General features: G+C 44.1%; 13 protein-coding genes. 7 read left to right on the top strand and 6 right to left on the bottom strand.

The window, feature by feature from the left end:
- Window positions 1-429: 429 nt before the first annotated feature.
- Window positions 430-1,962 carry a sensor histidine kinase gene (locus HQR03_RS07010; RefSeq protein WP_227523205.1) on the bottom strand — a complete coding sequence of 511 codons (1,533 nt, stop codon included), beginning with the start codon at window positions 1,960-1,962 and terminating at the stop codon, window positions 430-432.
- Between the two features lie 41 nt (window positions 1,963-2,003).
- Window positions 2,004-2,690: a response regulator gene (locus tag HQR03_RS14340; RefSeq protein ID WP_173239664.1), complete on the bottom strand. Its 687-nt coding sequence runs from the start codon at window positions 2,688-2,690 to the stop codon at window positions 2,004-2,006.
- A gap of 279 nt (window positions 2,691-2,969) precedes the next feature.
- On the opposite strand from HQR03_RS14340, the gene HQR03_RS07000 reads away from it, so the two are divergent.
- Window positions 2,970-3,506, top strand: coding sequence for a Spy/CpxP family protein refolding chaperone (locus HQR03_RS07000; RefSeq protein WP_173239663.1), 537 nt, complete (start codon window positions 2,970-2,972; stop codon window positions 3,504-3,506).
- Window positions 3,507-3,625: 119 nt separating this feature from the next.
- On the opposite strand, the gene HQR03_RS06995 is transcribed toward HQR03_RS07000, so the two are convergent.
- The 3 genes from HQR03_RS06995 to HQR03_RS06985 are packed head-to-tail and all read right to left on the bottom strand — an operon-like array spanning window position 3,626 to window position 8,390.
- A complete protein-coding gene (locus HQR03_RS06995; protein ID WP_173239662.1) occupies window positions 3,626-4,510 on the bottom strand; it encodes an exonuclease domain-containing protein in 885 nt (294 codons plus the stop codon).
- A gap of 44 nt (window positions 4,511-4,554) precedes the next feature.
- A complete protein-coding gene (locus HQR03_RS06990; RefSeq protein ID WP_173239661.1) occupies window positions 4,555-6,291 on the bottom strand; it encodes a hypothetical protein in 1,737 nt (578 codons plus the stop codon).
- Window positions 6,292-6,335: 44 nt separating this feature from the next.
- Complete coding sequence (locus HQR03_RS06985) at window positions 6,336-8,390, bottom strand: hypothetical protein (protein ID WP_173239660.1); 2,055 nt, start codon at window positions 8,388-8,390, stop codon at window positions 6,336-6,338.
- A gap of 261 nt (window positions 8,391-8,651) precedes the next feature.
- On the opposite strand from HQR03_RS06985, the gene ggt reads away from it, so the two are divergent.
- Complete coding sequence (gene ggt / locus HQR03_RS06980) at window positions 8,652-10,598, top strand: gamma-glutamyltransferase (protein ID WP_217271556.1); 1,947 nt, start codon at window positions 8,652-8,654, stop codon at window positions 10,596-10,598.
- Window positions 10,599-10,608: 10 nt separating this feature from the next.
- On the opposite strand, the gene HQR03_RS06975 is transcribed toward ggt, so the two are convergent.
- Window positions 10,609-11,424: an AraC family transcriptional regulator gene (locus tag HQR03_RS06975; protein WP_217271555.1), complete on the bottom strand. Its 816-nt coding sequence runs from the start codon at window positions 11,422-11,424 to the stop codon at window positions 10,609-10,611.
- Between the two features lie 375 nt (window positions 11,425-11,799).
- Here HQR03_RS06975 and HQR03_RS06970 point away from each other — a divergent pair, with 375 nt between their 5' ends.
- The 5 genes from HQR03_RS06970 (at window position 11,800) to HQR03_RS06950 (ending at window position 18,279) form a co-directional block, all read left to right on the top strand.
- Window positions 11,800-12,786 (top strand): proline racemase family protein, encoded by a 987-nt coding sequence (locus HQR03_RS06970; RefSeq protein WP_173239659.1) that lies wholly within the window; start codon window positions 11,800-11,802, stop codon window positions 12,784-12,786.
- A 113-nt stretch (window positions 12,787-12,899) separates the two neighbouring features.
- Window positions 12,900-14,147, top strand: coding sequence for an NAD(P)/FAD-dependent oxidoreductase (locus tag HQR03_RS06965; protein ID WP_173239658.1), 1,248 nt, complete (start codon window positions 12,900-12,902; stop codon window positions 14,145-14,147).
- A gap of 104 nt (window positions 14,148-14,251) precedes the next feature.
- Complete coding sequence (gene dapA / locus HQR03_RS06960; RefSeq protein WP_173239657.1) at window positions 14,252-15,133, top strand: 4-hydroxy-tetrahydrodipicolinate synthase; 882 nt, start codon at window positions 14,252-14,254, stop codon at window positions 15,131-15,133.
- Between the two features lie 111 nt (window positions 15,134-15,244).
- Complete coding sequence (locus tag HQR03_RS06955) at window positions 15,245-16,741, top strand: aldehyde dehydrogenase (protein WP_173239656.1); 1,497 nt, start codon at window positions 15,245-15,247, stop codon at window positions 16,739-16,741.
- A gap of 89 nt (window positions 16,742-16,830) precedes the next feature.
- Window positions 16,831-18,279, top strand: coding sequence for an alanine/glycine:cation symporter family protein (locus tag HQR03_RS06950; RefSeq protein WP_025651020.1), 1,449 nt, complete (start codon window positions 16,831-16,833; stop codon window positions 18,277-18,279).
- The last annotated feature ends 285 nt before the right edge of the window (window positions 18,280-18,564 follow it).

The raw sequence follows: 18,564 nt of genomic DNA, 5'->3' as shown, positions 1-18,564 counted from the left end.
GGACATTGAGAACAAACTAAATAACAGACCAAGAAAACGCTTAGGGTTTAAAACGCCTATGCAGGCGTTCTATAATATTAATTAGCGTTGCACTTGGTGTGTTAATCTAAGTCTCTATATATTAGTATTACCGAATATACAGAGAGTAACAATGCAACTCATCAGCCAATTACTACCGTTTGTCCATTATATTCATAATAATGAATATAATGTCTTATCAGAAATGGACTAGTCTTGATTGTCCAGCTTTTTGAACACAGATTCATATTCTTATTACAAATTTGTATAGGGTCTGTTGAACATTCAAATATTAGGACTGCCAGTGCCACATTTGAATGTTCAACAGACCCTATATGTTACTGACTGATATTGTGTATTAAAGCACCACTTTGTGTGTGAATCTATATACAAGTCATAGTTAAATAAGTGTTATCCAATAGGCAAAACTATCTGCACCACAAGCCCTTGTACGCCATCTTTGCGGTTATAAACATTGATTCGTCCTTTGTGCGCCATGACAACCGCGTAGACGATTGCCAGTCCCAAGCCATAGCCACCCGTCTCGCGATGACGCGCAGAATCGAGGCGGACAAAGGGCTGAAAAATACGATCTACATCCTTATCCTCGACGCCGCCGCCCTCGTCAGTGATACTGATTTGGATAGCAGGTGTTTTATTGTCCATCTGCACTTCTGTCATCTCAGCAATCACGGTAGAGGCTGGTGAGGTATGCATAAAGGCATTGCGAATGACGTTCTCAAGCGCACTGTGCAGCTGTTCTTGATTGCCAGATATGGTCCAACACTCTGTCAAAGAATCCGTTCGTGATATTTTTAGTGAGGAGCTAGGCGGCTGCCATTGCCAGCGTACGTTTTTATGTTGAAACTCGAAACAAACATCTTGGGCAATGTCGCTAATAATCTCAGAGAGATTGACGGCCTCACTTTCTAGATTATCGATGGTGTATTGCTGCATTTGTAGCGATTGAATATGGATAATTTGCTCAATCAACTCATTCATTCGTGCCGACTCTTTATCGATACGGTCGAGATAACGACTGGCATTGGGCGCAAAATCCCGCGTCAGCTCAGTGGCGACATCCAAACGCGCCAATGGCGAGCGCAGCTCATGCGAGATGTCACTGAGCATCTGCTTACGTGCCAGCTCGCTATCAGCCAGTCGTATCGATAATTGGGCCACGTCTTTACCCAATAATCCTAACTCATCATCTCCCATCGTTGTTAAGTTTGGATTGACTTGATAATCACCATCAATCATGCGATGGACGGTATGTTGCACTCGGCGAATACGCTGGGTCAAGGTACGACTGAGCCAATAGCAGACCAAAATACTAAAGAGAATTATCAGCAACAAGCGCACAGGAAAATGACTGCGTTGCAGCGCGACCAATTCGGCAAAACGCAGATGGGGACGCAGCTGTATGATAACGCTCTGCTCATCCGGTAAAGCAACTGTCAGGTCAGCCAATTCAGGGCGATTATCGCTATCAGCTATCGCAGCTCTCCGACTAGGCATCACTGGCTGAAAAATGCTTTCGAAATAAGACGGCTTAGCACTGGGCATCTCATTAGCGGGCTGAGCAAATGGGGCATTGTTAGGTTTCGGCGGTGTTTCCATAGAATAATCAAGTGCTTGCCGATCTTTTGGCTGATCCTCTCTGTCCCGATAGCGTGGAAATATGATAGCGCCTTGCCCATCGTAGACTCTAATCTGACTCATCAATCGTCGCTCTTGACGATACATATCTCTAACCGTGGGTAAATCGCCTATTTCTAACGCTGCAACCAGCTTTTCACGCTTGACCAATAAGCGCTCAATCTGCACATCCATCCGAGCGTTCAGCTCTTTTTCACTGAGCCAGCGCTCCACCATAATGGATAAAACCGAGGTGATCAAAATCGTCACCAATAAGCTTAAAAATAGACGCCAAAATAGAGTCATACGTATCTTAAATATTGACGCTTTTATTGAGGAGTCCGTCATCACAGCACCAACTGATAGCCTTTACCACGAATCGCTTTTATCGGCTCATCGTGGAAAGGTTGAAGTTTTTTGCGCAATCGCGAGACGTGGACATCAAGGCTACGATCAAATGGCTGTAACTCTCGCTGCAACACATGCTCTGACAGCCACGCTTTACTCACGACCTCGCCTTTTTGTTTAAGTAGCGCGACCAAGAGATCAAACTCTGTACCGGTGACTTGTAGCTCTATGCCATCTATCTGACAAAGCCGCTGATTTTGATCCAGCGTTAAACGGCTCTCTGGTAGTGGCGTATGCTCTGATGCCGCCGCGTTGGTGCGTTTGATGACGGCATTGATACGTGCCAAAAGCTCTCGTGGATTGCAGGGCTTGGTAATATAGTCGTCAGCGCCCAGCTCCAGCCCAATAATACGATCAATCTCCTCCCCTTTTGCAGTCAGCATGATTACAGGGATATCACTGATATTGGGCAATTGACGCAAGACACTCAATCCATCGATTTTTGGCATCATAATATCTAGCACCAGCAAGTCATAAGCAGCAGTTTGGTTATTTACTGCTTTCAAACGCTGTATGACAGCCTCGCCATCGTGAACGCAGTCGCATGTCACCCCATGATTGTGCAGATATTCTTGTAATAACTGGGTCAACTCTTCGTCATCATCACCTAATAATATGTGTGGCACATCTGTCTCCTTAAGCGTTATATCGATTTATTAGCCATATTATCAGTTAATTGCTTATCGATTCGCTATAAACGTTACCTTTCTTAATATTTCATAAATGTTCGCAACCTTTAACTGTCGTAATATAGCGGCTATCAGCGACAAATACTGATGATATGCAATGATGGATAGTGGCTATCCGGGACACTTACCATGCATAGGCTGATCAGATAAAAACTGACTGTTTCACAATCAATAACGTATGCACCATAAATCAAGGTAATGATTAAGGTAATGATGATGAAAAAATTATTAATGGGCTCAGTATTAGCAATGTCTAGCATTTTCACCGTAACGGCTTGTACCAGTGTTAATGCAACCACTGACACCAAATCAACGACCAGTAAAATGCAGCATAAAGATGGCATGAAAAAAGGTGGTATGAAAAAAGACGGCATGAGAGATCCAATGTCGCAGCTAGATCTAACAGCAACGCAACAAGCACAAATCAAAGCCATCATGCAAGCACAACACGGCGATCGTAAAGCTGACCGTACAAAATACCAAGCAGAACGTACGCAAATGCAGCAACAAATGCAAGCATTGACCAGTGCCAGCACATTGAATACAGCCGCCGTTAATCGTCTAGCTGACCAGCAAGCGGCGAAAACCAAACAACGCTTTATTGAGCGTGTACAAACTCAACATGCTATCTCGCAAGTATTAACCGCTGAGCAGCGCGCCAAGCTTGCCAAATTGCAAGCCGAAAAAATGGCTAAAGGTTATAAAGGCTCAAAGCACGGTAAAATGCATGGCAAACCACATCAAGGCATGTAATTCGTCATTAATAGGCTATTTTGCATTCATGCTGAATGTCCTATAAGACTGATTATGAACACATAAAAAAGCGCATCGTATAAACGGTGCGCTTTTTAGTTTTAATGTTGAGGCTCGCATTACTTTGATATTTTAATTAACTGTAAAAAGGCGCTTTCTTCAAGAATTTTGATATCTAAACCACTCTGAATCAGTTCTTCTACTTTGCGATGCTTACTACTTTTTTCATGACCAGCAAGCAACGTTAAATCTTGAGCACCAACCACGAGATAATCTAATTTCTTCGAAGCACCCGCTTTGACATTAAAACCATTTTTGGCTGCTATCTCAGCAATATCTCCTCGACTGATACTAAGGTTACCTGTAAAGCAAATATTGAGTCCGGCATATCGCCCCGACTCATCTCCAACTTTTGTGATATTACTGGGGTAGTTTCTACTATTTGCACGTTGTTGCTGAGGATAATTGCGACTGTATTTACTATCTTCTACCCAATCATGAATTGATAAACCATTTTCTCTAAGAATGGTTACAACTATAAAGCCACATGCTTTGGCATCTTCTAGCGCGTCATGATGGTCAAACTGATAACTCCATTCTCTACAGACATTCGCCAGATTATAACCTTTGACCGCAAAACGCTGACACGTCTTACGTACCAACACTGTGGCATCGACCCACTGTAGCTCTGGTATTGGTAATTTGTGAAGCTCTAGACTTTTTGTCAACGCCCTTTGATCAAAGTCAGTATAGCTAACGACAACATTTTCACCGACAAATTTTAATATTTGCCCATAAATGTCATACATAGACGGCGCATCTTTTACCATATTACTGGTAATACCATGCACTTCTATATTTTGACGACTAAAAGAAGTCTGAGGACATACTAACGTACAGTAGGTATCAATTAACTTACCGTTCAAATATTTAGCCAAGCCTATTTGACAAATAGACCCTACGTCGCTGTTTGCAGTTTCAACATCAATGGTCACAAAATTCATTATCTCGTCCTCAATGTCGTAGATTTAGTCTGATTTAATTTTATTTAATCAATCGCCCCAAACTTCTCTTTAGCCATCGGCATGACACTAAACATCATCTTTCCTATCGCAGTACCATTACCATCACGATAATACTGCATCAGCTCATTACCATACTCGCGCACATCAATACTATTACTGGCATTGGGCACTTGCACATCGTTTGGTAAATTGGGAAATGCCATGTTTTTGGCGCTTATAGCGGAATACTGCTGCAAAACATCTATGACCATGTTTTTATTGGAAGCAGTCTCGCTCGGAAGCTCACTACGCAGATGCTGCCATTTGAGCTGACCACGCTTATCAAAGCCATACAACTGCTGTGTCTCTGCTTTCGCTAGTATTGTACCTTCTTTCGTCTCTTCTTTTGCCTCTGCCATTGTTTCATCTACTGTCTCACTGCCACTATCTATGTCATTCTTTATCATTGCCAACATTTGCTGCACCAACGCTTTACTGGTAAATTTCTTAGCATTTGTGTCGCCTGCCTCGTAAGCCGCGCTTTCTTTAACCAGTTCTGGATATCGCTGACTTAGCCGCTCGTAGATGATGCGCATGTAGTCTTGATAAAACTGCTCATAACTCTCAGCACTTTGTACACGGCGAATGACTTGATTACTTGCCAGCATGGCTGGTAGCTGATGCGCGGGCAGCTTGGGAGAGAGCGAGGCTAGCGTATTAGGGGCGACATAATCAAACTGGCTGACAGGTGCAGCATCAAATGTGGCATCTAACGCTGCAAAGTGGCTTTTTATCAATTCACTACCAAAGCCTTTGGGTAAGGTGCCGTCATCAATGGCTAGTTTTAACCACTTGTTGCGCCACTTTATGCCGAGCTTATCGTCTAACAGTTCTGAATTGAGCATCGCAAAATTATCTGCCCACAGATAAATATCACCGTTTTTAAAATCTATATAAACTGGCTGATTGATACTGCTTTGATGATTGCGCGCTTGATACTGCGCGCTCACCAGCATAGTCGCCTTGCCAGCCATTGGCTGATAAATGCCTTGTGCATTGATAGACAGTGGCTTTAGCACATAAGCATCTAGTAATTGTGACTTTTTGATATCTTGTTTGCTCTGCTTATTCTCATATTCATTAAATAGCTTTTCATAATAGGGCGATACATAGGGTGAGACAGTCGTAGCGCTTGCTTCACGAGCCGAGTCCATATCAGACGCGGTTGTTTCCATCTCTGCTACTGAATCTACAACGTCTTCAGCTGCCGCATCAATGGCATAGGATTCACTATCATAGTGCGCGTCTCTCCATGCCTCATAAGCAGCCGAACAAGCTAGGTAGGACTGTTTAAGTGCCTCACGCTGGTCATCATAATCAGTCGCTGCAATATCCTTATGCTGTGCTTGCGCCTTTGTTAATAAGGCCCCATAAGCTTGGTCGTGGCTATCATCACAATAGCTATCCACATATTCTGATGCCACCAGTTGCGTGCTATCAACATCGCTAAACTGTTGCTCGTTACTGATTTCAAGATTGCTATGGTAGCTAAAGGACTGGCGGCGCTGTTTTTGTAACGCCGTCGCCAATGCTGTCTTGGCTGCCGCTGGTGTTTGCTTAGCAGTTATCGCGTTAGATTGTTCGAGACTGGTAGATTGGCAACCCGTTAATAATAGTGCCCCTGTGATCAATGTACCAGCAAATAGGCGGTGGCTATTGATAACTGACGGAAAGCTAGCTGACGGAAGACGACTTGCAATGATTTGATGTGCTTTTTTCATTTTTTATCCTTAATAAATATGGGCTTGAACATGACAAGATAGCGTTATTGATCGTCTACCCTGTTGTCAGCATCATCTGCGGCATCGTCTTCGATATCATTATCATCTTGACGATCAACACCGTCATATTCTGCTGCCTCATAGCTGCTATCATCATCCGCATAATCGCTACCATAGTCGTCATCATCGTAATCACCACTGCGACCACTATAATCATAGCGGGCATCACGTGCCGCTTGCAGCCTGTCTTTTTGTTGGCGTTGCTCTGCGATCCATGCATTGCCATCGATAGCAGCTTTAGCATTTGCGCCAAAAGACTCGGTCAATAAAGGGGTTAACACATTACTATTAAAACTGCCTTTGTCATAGCGTACTTGGTTTAATACAGTGGTCGTAGAACCCATCAAATCGCCACCGATATTTACTCGCTGCTGCTTAGCAAGCAGGCGATCTGAGCTATCTAAATAATAATAATTTATCTGATTAAAAGAGATCGGACCGATGGCCTCAATAAGCTGCAATAGCGCGCCCACATCCGCACTTTGATAGCCTTTATTGTATAGCTGCACTTTCGCAAGCGCAGTTTTCAGCATAGCGCCATCAGGATATTTCTGTGGATTGGCATCGACATAATCCTGTAGCGACTTTGTCATATATTTTAGGGTTTTGCCGATCATCTCACCGCTTTGCTTGCTACCAAAATATACTTTTACCGCACGGCTCGCACCGACTTCTTTGGCAAAGGCATCACTGCGAATGTCTACCGCGCTAAAGTGCTCAGGCGCAAGCTCTGCCATGCTGCTCTGTATGGCAGCGATAGCGGCATCATAAAGCACTGCTGGCGGTAGCTGCGCCGTAATACTCTCGGGTAACCCAAAACTGACAGTATGCGAGGCCATTTGGTTAGGTAAAGGGGTATTGTCAGGATTAACAAGCGCCACGATAGGCATGATTGCAGACGGGTCTACCGTGACTTTGCTATGGTTAAAATCGAACGCTAACGGTATCTGGATGGATGAGCTAATCGTCGGTGTCACATAGTCATAGCTATAGACGCTCTGTAGTTGTCGTTGTTTGGGTTTGTACTGAGTGACACTATTAAAGGTTAAATTTTGATATTGATAAGCATTTGACGCAGCTATCTGTTCAGGCGTGCGATGGAACATACTCAGCATTTGACCAATGACGCCCGTAGATGACGCTGATGGGCTATCTTGTTCTACCGCCTCTGACTGCTGTTTAGCCATTTGTATGGCTTCATAGTTTTTTAACAGATTTTTGGACTTTAGGTTTGAGACCCCTGAGAGAATGCCACCTTCTGCATTACCATATTCATTATAGCCATCGCTGTCGTAACCCTCTCGATTGTAGCCATATTCATTGTAACCGTCTTGATCATAGCCGTCCTCATCATAGTTAACATCTTCTACAACACAGACTTCATAAGCGTCATCGTCCTCATTGTCATTGCATTTATTCGACTCTGCACTTACCTCTGCTAACTCTGCCATAGCCTCAGTTTGCCTGCCCTCATAATCACTCTCATCATAATCACTTTCATCATAGTCACCGTCAGGCTCATAAGCATAGGCTTCTATAATCGTTCTAAGCAAGCTACTAGAGCCTGCGTCAATACTATCTGGATCAATAAAAGGGACCGCTTGATAATTGGCTTGCGCGACTGCCACATGTTCTGTTACCAGATGCTGACGAATAGCCGCCAGTAAATGTGATTTGGCTTGATTGTCGGTATTTGGGTATTTGTCTTGGTCAAATAATTGTTGATAACGCTCAGATTTGGCAGTGCGGCTTGCATTAAATGCACGTCCTTGGGCTTGGCTCTGCGTGCTATCAGCGCTACTAAAATCAATCATGCTTTTTGATACCGCAGATGATGATAGCGCTGGGTTTGATTGGCAGCCTGCCAGCCCAAACGCACTGCCAACCAGTAATGCGCAGCCTGCTATAAAGGTTAATTTGCGCGACTGATATGAATGCTTATTATGCTTGTTGTGGTTATAGTTATGGGCAGATGACTGATGATGAGCCATGCCAGAGTGACGCTGTTGGTCGCGTTTATGAGTATGGTTGGATGACATAGTAATTTCTTCTTATAAATAGACAGACAATAACGAATAAATTCTAGCACTATTATTTATATCACAATGCGTTACAATTTAGTAAGATTAGAACGTATTTCTTAAAAATTTTCAGCATTTTTGATAAGACTGTTTATCTAGCAAACGTGGCGCTAATCATTATGTCAATTAAGGCACGCCCTAACGTTCTAGCCTCTTTATTTTTACAGTCTTATTTTTACAGACCAAACGTGTCATCAATTGCTCAAAAAGGAATTTATAATGCAAAATCTAATATCAAAAGATGAAATCAATGCTTCTCAAAATAACTTTAAAAACAGAGCAAAAATAAAAACCGCTATTCTATTAATCAGCAGTACGTTTTTAGTATCGCTATCTGCTCATGCGGCTGAGCCAACCACCAATCAATCAACTACCATCAACCCAACATCGATTAATACCAGCGCCATCAATCTCGCTATTATGGCTGATAATCCTACTGTGTTGTCTGAAACCAAACGTGTTACACGAGCCAAAACCAATACCCTTACCTCCACGATTAACAACGCCAATGCCGATCAAGCCATCTATTCTGAAGATGCCATTCATCATCCTGTCTGGGCAAAGAACGGTATGGTCGCTACCCAAGAAGCGCTTGCCTCTGATATTGGACTCAAGATTTTAAAAGACGGCGGTAATGCGGTTGATGCTGGGGTCGCGGTTGGCTTTGCCTTAGCAGTGACTTTGCCGCGTGCTGGGAATATCGGTGGCGGTGGTTTTATGATGATTTATGACGCCAAGCAAGGCAAAACAGTGGCTCTCGATTACCGTGAAAAAGCACCAAGTAGCGCCTCACGTGATATGTATCTCGATGAGGAAGGTAATGCTGTCAGTGATTTATCTCGTTATCATGGTCTAGCGGTTGGCGTACCCGGGACAGTAGCAGGATTACTCAAAGCACTAGAAGATCATGGCACCATGAGTCGCGGGCAAGTGATGGCACCTGCAATTGCACTGGCTGAGAACGGTATAGAAGTCACGGCTGGCTTGTCCGAGTCGCTCACCGCCTTGAGCGAGCGTTTACAAAAATGGCCAAGTACTAAAAAGATATTCTTTAAACCTGACGGCAGCGCCTATCAACCCGGTGAGCGTTTAAAGCAGCCTGAACTGGCAAAATCGCTTAAGCTGATTGCTGCACAAGGCGCAGATGGATTTTATAAAGGGGAAACCGCGAGTAAGTTGGTCAAAGCGGTCAATGAGGCTGGCGGTAGCATGAGCTTACAGGATTTGGCTAATTATGAAGCCATCGCTCGCGAGCCAGTTAAAGGCGACTATCGTGGTTATGAGATTGTCTCGATGCCGCCACCGTCTTCTGGTGGTATCCATATCGTGCAAATCTTAAATATCTTAGAAGGCTACCCGCTAAAAGACTACGGTCAAAACAGCGCGCAAACCATTCACTTAATGGCAGAAGCGATGCAGCTCGCTTATGCGGATCGCGCTGAGTACTTGGGAGATTCTGATTTTATCGACGTACCTACCAGTGGTCTAACCTCTCAGGCTTATGCGGATAAACTGCGTAGCCTAATCGATCCAAACAAAGCCACACCAGCTTCGACGATTAAAGCAAACAATCCCCTACCATATGAGAGCGATCAAACCACGCATTTCTCTGTCGTTGATAAAGACGGCAATGCCATAGCCAATACTTATACGCTAAACTTCTCTTACGGTACAGGTCTTGTCGCTGATGGCACAGGCATTTTATTGAATAATGAAATGGATGATTTTTCTGCCAAACCGGGTGTGCCAAATGGTTATGGCTTATTAGGCGGTGAAGCAAATGCCGTTGAAGCCAATAAACGTCCATTATCGTCTATGAGTCCGACGCTGGTATTCAAAGACAGCAAGCCTTACATCGTTACTGGTAGCCCAGGTGGTAGCCGAATTATCACCACGGTTCTACAAGTCATATCCAACGTCATCGACCATGACATGAATATCGCTGAAGCCACTCACGCACCGCGTATTCATGACCAATGGCTGCCTGATGAGATTCGTATCGAAAAAGCCCTTAATGTCGATACCATTAAAAAACTAGAATCAATGGGACATAAGGTCAGTCCGCAGTCTGCCATGGGCTCAACGCAATCGATTATGCTGACCCCAAATGGCGTGTATGGATCTTCAGATCCACGTATCGTCGATGCGGCAGTGGTTGGGTATTGATTTGATTTTTTTATGATAAATGCGTTTGGCGAAATTGGCTGGGCGACAAACCCGTGAATTGTTTGAACTGACGGCTAAAAGCACTGTGATCGCTGTAGCCGCAGTTCAACGATATCTGAGTCACTGACACCTCATGACTAGCCAATAACTTCACCGCATACTCCAAGCGCAGCTTTTGCACAAACTGTAATGGCGACATATTCAGTACGGCCTTAAAGGTGCGCTCTAGCTGCGATACGCTTAAATTAGCCAAGTCGGCCAATTGGGCGATATTTATTTTTTGATCAAGATGTGCTCGTACAAACTGAGCGACTTCAGCCAAGCGCGCGTGTTTACGTAAAACGCGCTCGTTATCTTCATCAATATCGACCGATATCCCAACCATGGCGACCACTTGTTGGCTCTTATTATAGATAGGCAGTTTATTGGTAATACACCATCCTAACTGACCGGACGCATAACTGTGCAGCTCTAAGTTATCAACGATAGACTTCCCCTCTCGCAATACCTTCATATCTTGCAAAATATAATCCCTACTCTGTCGATGCGAAAACACCTCTTCTGTGGTAAATCCCACGATATCTTCGTGCTGACTCAACTGACAGCGTTTTAACAAGGTTTTGTTTGCCAGCTGATAACGCGCCTGCTCATCTTTCACAAAAAATACCACATTGGTCAAAGTATTCAGCAGCGGTAGTAATAATGAGACATTACCGATAAAAGCCTCACGGCTGTCAGGACGATAGACAGTCATACTCTGCTGCAATGACGTGGTAAGCATAGCAAGCGCGGTATCTTCTATTACATCTGTTATTACATCAGTCATCGCATCTCATCCCTGTCATATCAATTTTACATTCAGCCAAACATCCATAACTCGAAGGCTATGTCACGCTGGCGAACAGCACGCAAGAAAAATTTACCGCAGCAGCACGTGGCTATTAACGTATCGACTTTATTTCGAACTGACTATTTTATTGCCAATTTTTAGGCACAGACCTCTCTAGTGTACACCGAGCCACTATGCAGAAATACGCATTTATCCATGAAAAAACACCAAGACGCTCTCTCTAAAAAAGTCCACTCTATATATAGACCTCAGAAAATAACAACCAACTATTGGCTGTTAACTTAAAACCATTAGGTCTCATGCATAAAAAGCGGAATATAACTTTTTCACGGATGAATTAGGGCGTCAGTCATGTCTTCTATATTATTTAATTTTAAAATTATTGACTCTCATACGGGCGGTGAGCCCACTCGTATGGTCTATGACGGCTTTCCTGAACTCGTCGGCGACACTCTTCAAGATAAGCTGCAATACTTCAAACAAAACTTCGATCATCTACGCAAAAGTATCATCTTAGAGCCACGCGGCAATGATGTTCTTGTCGGTGCGTTACTCTTCCCTGCTACCAATCCTAAAGCCACAGCGAGCGTTATTTTCTTTAACAATGCTGGTTATTTAGGCATGTGCGGACACGGCACGATTGGCGTTATCGTCTCATTGGCTTATCAACGAAAGATATCGGCAGGCGTGCACTGGCTAGAGACTCCTGTCGGTCTGGTTAAAGCAACCTTACATGATGATGGCAGCTGTAGTGTACAAAACGTCCCTTCTTACCGTTATAAAAAACAAGTTGACGTTCACGTTCCTGAATTAGGGCTTATCCGTGGCGACATCGCTTGGGGTGGCAATTGGTTCTTTTTAGTCAGTGAGCATGGACAAGACATTCAAGCAAATAATGTCGAAAAATTGACTCAAGTAACCATGCAAATTAAGCAAGCATTAATCGCTCCTAATATCACCGGCAAAAACGGCGGCGAGATTGACCACATCGAGTTATTTGCCGATAGCGATGATGACCAAGTCGATAGTAAAAACTTCGTTTTATGTCCAGGTGCTGCTTATGACCGCTCACCCTGTGGCACCGGCACCAGTGCCAAGCTTGCCTGCCTTGCTGCTGACGACCTCTTAGCGCCTGGTCAAATCTGGCGCCAACAAAGTGTTGTTGGCAGTGTATTCACTGGCAGTTATCAATATGCAACTGAGCTCAATAATGCAGCTGGTACGGCTTATCCTGAGCAGACCATTATCCCAACGATTTGTGGTCATGCTTATGTTTGTGCTGAGACCACACTCATTGTGCAAGAAAATGATCCTTTTAAATGGGGAATTCCATCTTAGTTGATTCGTAGCATTATTTATTAAGCGAAATGATTTATTAGTGACATATATATTGATAAACGCGTAAACACTATTGAGAGTGCTTAATCAGAAGAACGTAATCGAGAAAAATTATGACTACCTCAAACGTCGACTTACATATCATTGGTGGCGGCATTATCGGTCTAGCGGCTGCAGTGACGTTGCAAGCGCGAGGCGTAAAAGTCGCACTGCTGGACGCCAACGAAGTGGGTCAAGGTGCGTCATTTGGTAACGCCGGTCATATCGCTACCGAGCAAGTATTCCCCATTGCTGATGCCAGTATGCTCCGTCATGTACCCGCTATGTTATTGAATCCGACTGGACCGCTGCGCATAGACTGGCGCTATCTACCGCGTTTGTTGCCGTGGGCAATGCAGTTGCTCATGAATATGCGCCCTGAGCCATTTGAGCGGATTCATCAAGCGTTGTTAAGCTTAAATCAAAACAGCCTGCAAGCATGGCAAGGTTTTGCTGATCAGTGGCAATTAGGCGACTGGATACAAGTAAAGGGTTCGTTATTAACGGTTGAAAAGCCTAGTAGTCTTGAGCTATTAACAGCACACGGCAAGCGTCTCAATGACATTGATGTGAGAAATGAGCTGTTGAGCAAAGAGGATTTATTAGAGCGTGAGCCTGCCTTACAAGATAACCAATTAGCGGCGTTATTTTTCCCAAATACAGGACATATCACCAATTTAAAAGCTGTCATTAATCAGCTTCACAATACCTTTATACAATTGGGCGGTCATGTTATTGAACATTGTCGCGTCCTTGCAGCGACTAATGGTGCAGATGGTGTTCATTTAACCACCAGTCAAGGTGATATGACAGCGTCCAAAGTGATGCTATCAGCAGGCGCCCACTCTAAAGCCTTGGCCAAGCAACTAACAGGCGTCAACATACCTTTAGATACCGAACGTGGTTATCACTTAATGCTACCTCATGAAAGCGCGCGATTACAGATTCCCGTATCGAGTTTGGATCGGCGCTTTGTTATGACACCGATGCAAGAAGGCCTACGTTTGGCGGGTACGGTAGAGTACGCAGGACTTGATGCGCCTGCCAATATGCAGCGTGCGCAAATACTCTTACAACATGCGCAGCCTATGTTAAAAGCTCCGTTAGATGCTAGCGATAGCGTGTCATGGATGGGTTTTCGTCCATCGACCGCAGACTCCTTGCCAGTCATCGACAAAATCGAGCGCGTATTTTTAAGCTTTGGTCATCAGCATTTAGGTTTAACGCAAGCCGTCATTAGTGCGCAAATGATTGCAGAATACTATTTTGATGAAGACCATACTATCGATCCAAAACCGTATCAACTGGCTCGTTTTAAATAAGCTGCTTATTCAACGGTTATGAACCAAGCAAAAATCAACCGATTCATCATTGAATCATTACCCATTAAACCACCAACAATATCAACACCAATAAGGATAGTCTCATGAACATAAATGGAATTTTAGTCCCAATCGTCACCCCTTTCGACAATAACGGCGACGTTGATGCGCAAAAATTAACGACACTGGTCGAAGCTTTTATCGACAAAGGCGTAGCCGGTATCGTCGCTTGCGGTACCACAGGTGAGTACTATACGTTTTCGGCCGCAGAGCGCGAGCTCGTATTAACCACTATCGCTGCAGCCGCAAAAAATAAAGGCGCTGAAAATAAAGTCACTCTGATTGCTGGTATCAACAGCTTATCGACTGACCACTCTATTGAGCTTGCCGCACAAGCCAAAGCCTTAGGTTATGACGGCCTGATGCTGTCTGCCACCCCTTATAGCTTACCTGAGCAAGATGGCATCATCGCTCACTTCGAAAAAGTCGCGGATGCTAGTGAGCTGCCGATTATTATGTACAACTTCCCTGATCGTGTTGGCGTTGCCATTGAATTTGACACTGTTGCTCATCTAGCTAAGCATCCTAACATCGTCGGTGTAAAAGAAAGCAGCGGCGACTTTAGTCATGCGCTACGCATGCTGCAAGCTAATTTTGATGACTTTGATGTGGTTTGTGGCTGTGATGATCAGCCCGTTGATTTCTTCTTTTGGGGTGCAAAAAGCTGGATCGCAGGCGCAGCGAACGTCTTCCCAGCAGAACAAGTCGCATTATTTAACGCCACCCAGCAAGGCGACTGGGATAAGGCCAAGCAAATCATGAGTGAGATTTATCCTGCTATCCATTCTATGGAGTCTGGCAACTACAACCAAAAGGCCAAAGCGGGATGTTTAAAAGGCAGCATGGATGTCGGCTCAGTTCGCGTGCCACTAACTGACATGCCAGAAGACGAAAAAGCAGAGTTTTTAGCCTTACTGTCTAAATAGCACTCAGCTCAGCTTAGTAAAAACAATGTTAAGGATAACCCACGCTAAATTTGATGCCGTATTCAAATCTCGAATCGATGACATCAAACTTAGCAGATAAGGATTAGAAAAATGAGCGCCAAACAACAATCTACCAAACAACAAGTATTTGAGAAAGCAAAACAGCAGCAATTATGGGCGGGTCACTTAATAGCAGCGGATGGCTTATCAGACGCTACTTTGGACAATTACACGCCGATTGATAACAGTATTATCGGTCAAATTGCGTCAGGTACTAGCGATGATGTCGATACTGCCGTGCAAGTCGCTCGCGATGCTTTTGAAAACGGTGAATGGCGTCGTCTGGCTCCTGCTGAGCGCAAGGCTATTGTGCAGCGCTGGTGTGCACTCATGCATGAGCACGTCGAGGAGCTGGCAGCATTAGATTGTGTGGATGCGGGCAAGCCGATTACCGAATGCTTAAACACTGACATGCCAGCGACTATTGAAACTTTTGAATGGTATGCCGAGGCCGCTGATAAGGTATTTGGCAAAGTCGCGCCGACAGGTAACGCGGCTTTAGGACTTATCGTGCAAGAGCCCATTGGTGTCGTTGGTGCGGTATTACCTTGGAACTTCCCAGCCCAAATGTACGCTTGGAAAGTCGCCCCTGCTCTCATTATGGGCAACTCCGTTATTGTTAAACCTGCTGAGCTGACCTCTCTATCGGCTTATCGTTTAACCGAGCTTGCCTATGAAGCTGGCGTGCCCAGAGAAGCGCTGCAAATGGTCTGTGGCCTTGGTGAAAATGTCGGTGCCGCACTCGGTCAACATATGGATGTTGACATAGTGTCTTTCACTGGCTCAACTGAGGTCGGACGTCTGTTTTTACAATACTCAGCACAAAGTAATCTAAAAGAAATCGTCTTAGAATGCGGCGGTAAAAGCCCACAAATAGTCTTTGACGATGCTGTACTCGATGACGCTGCCATTAATGATATCCTATCAGCCGCGTTTTGGAATATGAGTGAAAATTGTAGCTGTGGTTCACGTCTGCTGGTACATAGTAGCCAAAAACAAGTGCTACTTGAGCAACTAAAAAACGGTCTAAAAGGTTGGAAGGTCGGCTCACCTTACGATCCTGATACTGCCATTGGTCCGATGATTGAAAAAGCCCATTTTGACAAAGTTTCACATTATTTACAGACTGCTAAAGAGGAAGGTGCAACGATCGTTGCAGGTGGCAACACTCGTGAAGATTTAGGCAGTGGCTGGTATATTGAACCGACTATTTTTGATGATGTTACAGCCGATATGACTTTGTTCAAGGAAGAAGTATTTGGTCCTTTGCTGGCGGTAACGAGTTTTGAGACCGAAGAAGAAGCCATCAAATTAGCCAATGAAACCAACTATGGGCTCGCCGCTTCTTTTTATACACAGAACATCAAGCGCGCTTATCGTGTTGCATCGTCTATTAAAGCGGGCACTGTTTCAATCAACGGTTTTTCAGAAGGTGATATCACGACGCCATTTGGCGGTTATAAACAATCAGGGTTTGGCGGTCGTGACAATGGTTTAGAAGCCTTATCGCAATATGCACAGACCAAGACTATCTGGTTAGTTAATTAACAAGCGTGTTCAGTCAGTACAGTCATAAATTAAAAAAACAGCTTAAATGATTTAAGCCTTTAGTCACATACTTACAGGGAAGTAAGGCCATGGAAGCGATTATTAATACCATCGTCGGCTATATATGGAGCGATGCGTTAGTTTATTTGGCACTCGGTGTCGGCATTTATTTTACCGTGATGACTCGCGGTGTCCAGTTTCGCTATCTCAAAGAGATGACTAGACTGTTGTTTGATAAGCAAACTTCAACCCAAGGTATTAGCTCTTTCCAAGCCTTTTGTATGGCGTTATCAGGTCGTATTGGGGTTGGTAATATCGCAGGGGTGGCCACCGCTATCGCAGCGGGTGGTCCAGGAGCGGTATTTTGGATGATTGTCATGGGCTTACTTGGCGGTGCGAGTGCTTTTATTGAGTCTACCCTTGCACAGGTTTATAAGCATACGGTCGATGATCAATATCGTGGCGGCTCGCCCTTCTATATCGAACGTGGTCTAAAGATGAAGCCATTCGCTATTCTAGTAGCAGCAGTCACTTGTCTTTCTTATGGTGTTTTGGTGCCGGGCGTGCAAGCCAACACCATTGCCGACTCTTTCAATACCGCCTTTAATATCCCACCCGTCATAACTGGTGCCATCATCGTTGCTCTATTGGCCTTTATTATCTTTGGCGGTGTCAAACGTATCGCCAGTTTTGCTGGCACGGTTGTGCCCTTTATGGCAATTGGCTATATTCTGTTGATGGTTATTGTCTTGGCCTTTAATGCCTCAAACCTACCTGCTATGTTCGCTCTTATTTTCAAAAGTGCGTTTGGTATGGATGCTGTCTTTGGCGGTATTGTTGGTTTAGCAATATCTTGGGGTGTGCGCCGTGCTGTATTCTCAAACGTTGCTGGTGCAGGCGAAGCTACTTTCAGCTCCGCTGCTGCAGAAGTCTCTCACCCTGCCAAACAAGGTTTGGTGCAAAGCTTTTCTATCTATGTTGATACGGTTCTCGTCTGTACTGCAACCGCGCTTATGATCTTGTCTACCGGCATGTATAACGTTATTCCTGCCGAAGGCTTGGTCTTAGTCGAAAACATGCCTGGCATTGCAGCTGGAACCGCATTTACTCAAGCCGCAGTATCAACGGTATTTAGTCAATTCGGTAGCGGTTTTGTTGCTATTGCTATCTTCTTATTTGCCTTTACTTGCTTGATTGCTTATTACTACATCGCTGAAACCACCCTAGTCTATTTGGATAGCAAGCTACGCTATCCAGTACTAAAGCCAATATTAAAAATTATATTCTTAATAATCTGCTTCACTGGTAGTATGCAATCAGTCGGTGTTATGTGGGCGCTAGGTGATATTGGTTTCGGCAGTATGTGTTACCTTAACTTCATCGCCATCGTCTTACTCAGCAAAACGGCGTTAAAAGTGTTAAAAGACTACGACGAGCAAATGAAGCTAGGACTCGATCCTGTCTTTGACCCTAGAAAAGCAGGCGTTGAAAACGCAGACTTTTGGATAGCTTATAGTGATAAACATGATAAGCGTTAAATATTAGCTAAATAATCGTAAATCTTTCACCTATCAGAGCCTTCTACATCATTATGATATGGAAGGCTTTTTTCTATAATCAAACCCATTCCCAAAAATCATCCATTCAATTTGATACCCTTGAATCGGTGGTTGTCTGTACCAAATAATGCTATTATTAGCAGCTAAATTTAAAATGAATAAATATGGCTATTGACGTCTTATTTACTCTTAATTACTTTTAAAAACTCACTTAAAGCATTGATAATAATAAATTTATTTTCTTAGCAGCTCATCTCCTTTCGA

This window comes from Psychrobacter okhotskensis (assembly GCF_013248965.1).
Taxonomy (GTDB): Bacteria; Pseudomonadota; Gammaproteobacteria; order Pseudomonadales; family Moraxellaceae; genus Psychrobacter; species Psychrobacter okhotskensis.
This window is presented reverse-complemented; position numbering and strand designations above follow the sequence as displayed.

Bases quoted from the DNA above. Each gene is read 5' to 3' on its own strand.
- HQR03_RS07010 (WP_227523205.1), bottom strand. From the start codon at position 1,962: ATGACTCTATTTTGGCGTCTATTTTTAAGCTTATTGGTGACGATTTTG.
- HQR03_RS07000 (WP_173239663.1), top strand. From the start codon at position 2,970: ATGAAAAAATTATTAATGGGCTCAGTATTAGCAATGTCTAGCATTTTC.
- HQR03_RS06995 (WP_173239662.1), bottom strand. From the start codon at position 4,510: ATGAATTTTGTGACCATTGATGTTGAAACTGCAAACAGCGACGTAGGG.
- HQR03_RS06990 (WP_173239661.1), bottom strand. From the start codon at position 6,291: ATGAAAAAAGCACATCAAATCATTGCAAGTCGTCTTCCGTCAGCTAGC.
- HQR03_RS06985 (WP_173239660.1), bottom strand. From the start codon at position 8,390: ATGTCATCCAACCATACTCATAAACGCGACCAACAGCGTCACTCTGGC.
- ggt (WP_217271556.1), top strand. From the start codon at position 8,652: ATGCAAAATCTAATATCAAAAGATGAAATCAATGCTTCTCAAAATAAC.
- HQR03_RS06975 (WP_217271555.1), bottom strand. From the start codon at position 11,424: ATGACTGATGTAATAACAGATGTAATAGAAGATACCGCGCTTGCTATG.
- HQR03_RS06970 (WP_173239659.1), top strand. From the start codon at position 11,800: ATGTCTTCTATATTATTTAATTTTAAAATTATTGACTCTCATACGGGC.
- HQR03_RS06965 (WP_173239658.1), top strand. From the start codon at position 12,900: ATGACTACCTCAAACGTCGACTTACATATCATTGGTGGCGGCATTATC.
- dapA (WP_173239657.1), top strand. From the start codon at position 14,252: ATGAACATAAATGGAATTTTAGTCCCAATCGTCACCCCTTTCGACAAT.
- HQR03_RS06955 (WP_173239656.1), top strand. From the start codon at position 15,245: ATGAGCGCCAAACAACAATCTACCAAACAACAAGTATTTGAGAAAGCA.
- HQR03_RS06950 (WP_025651020.1), top strand. From the start codon at position 16,831: ATGGAAGCGATTATTAATACCATCGTCGGCTATATATGGAGCGATGCG.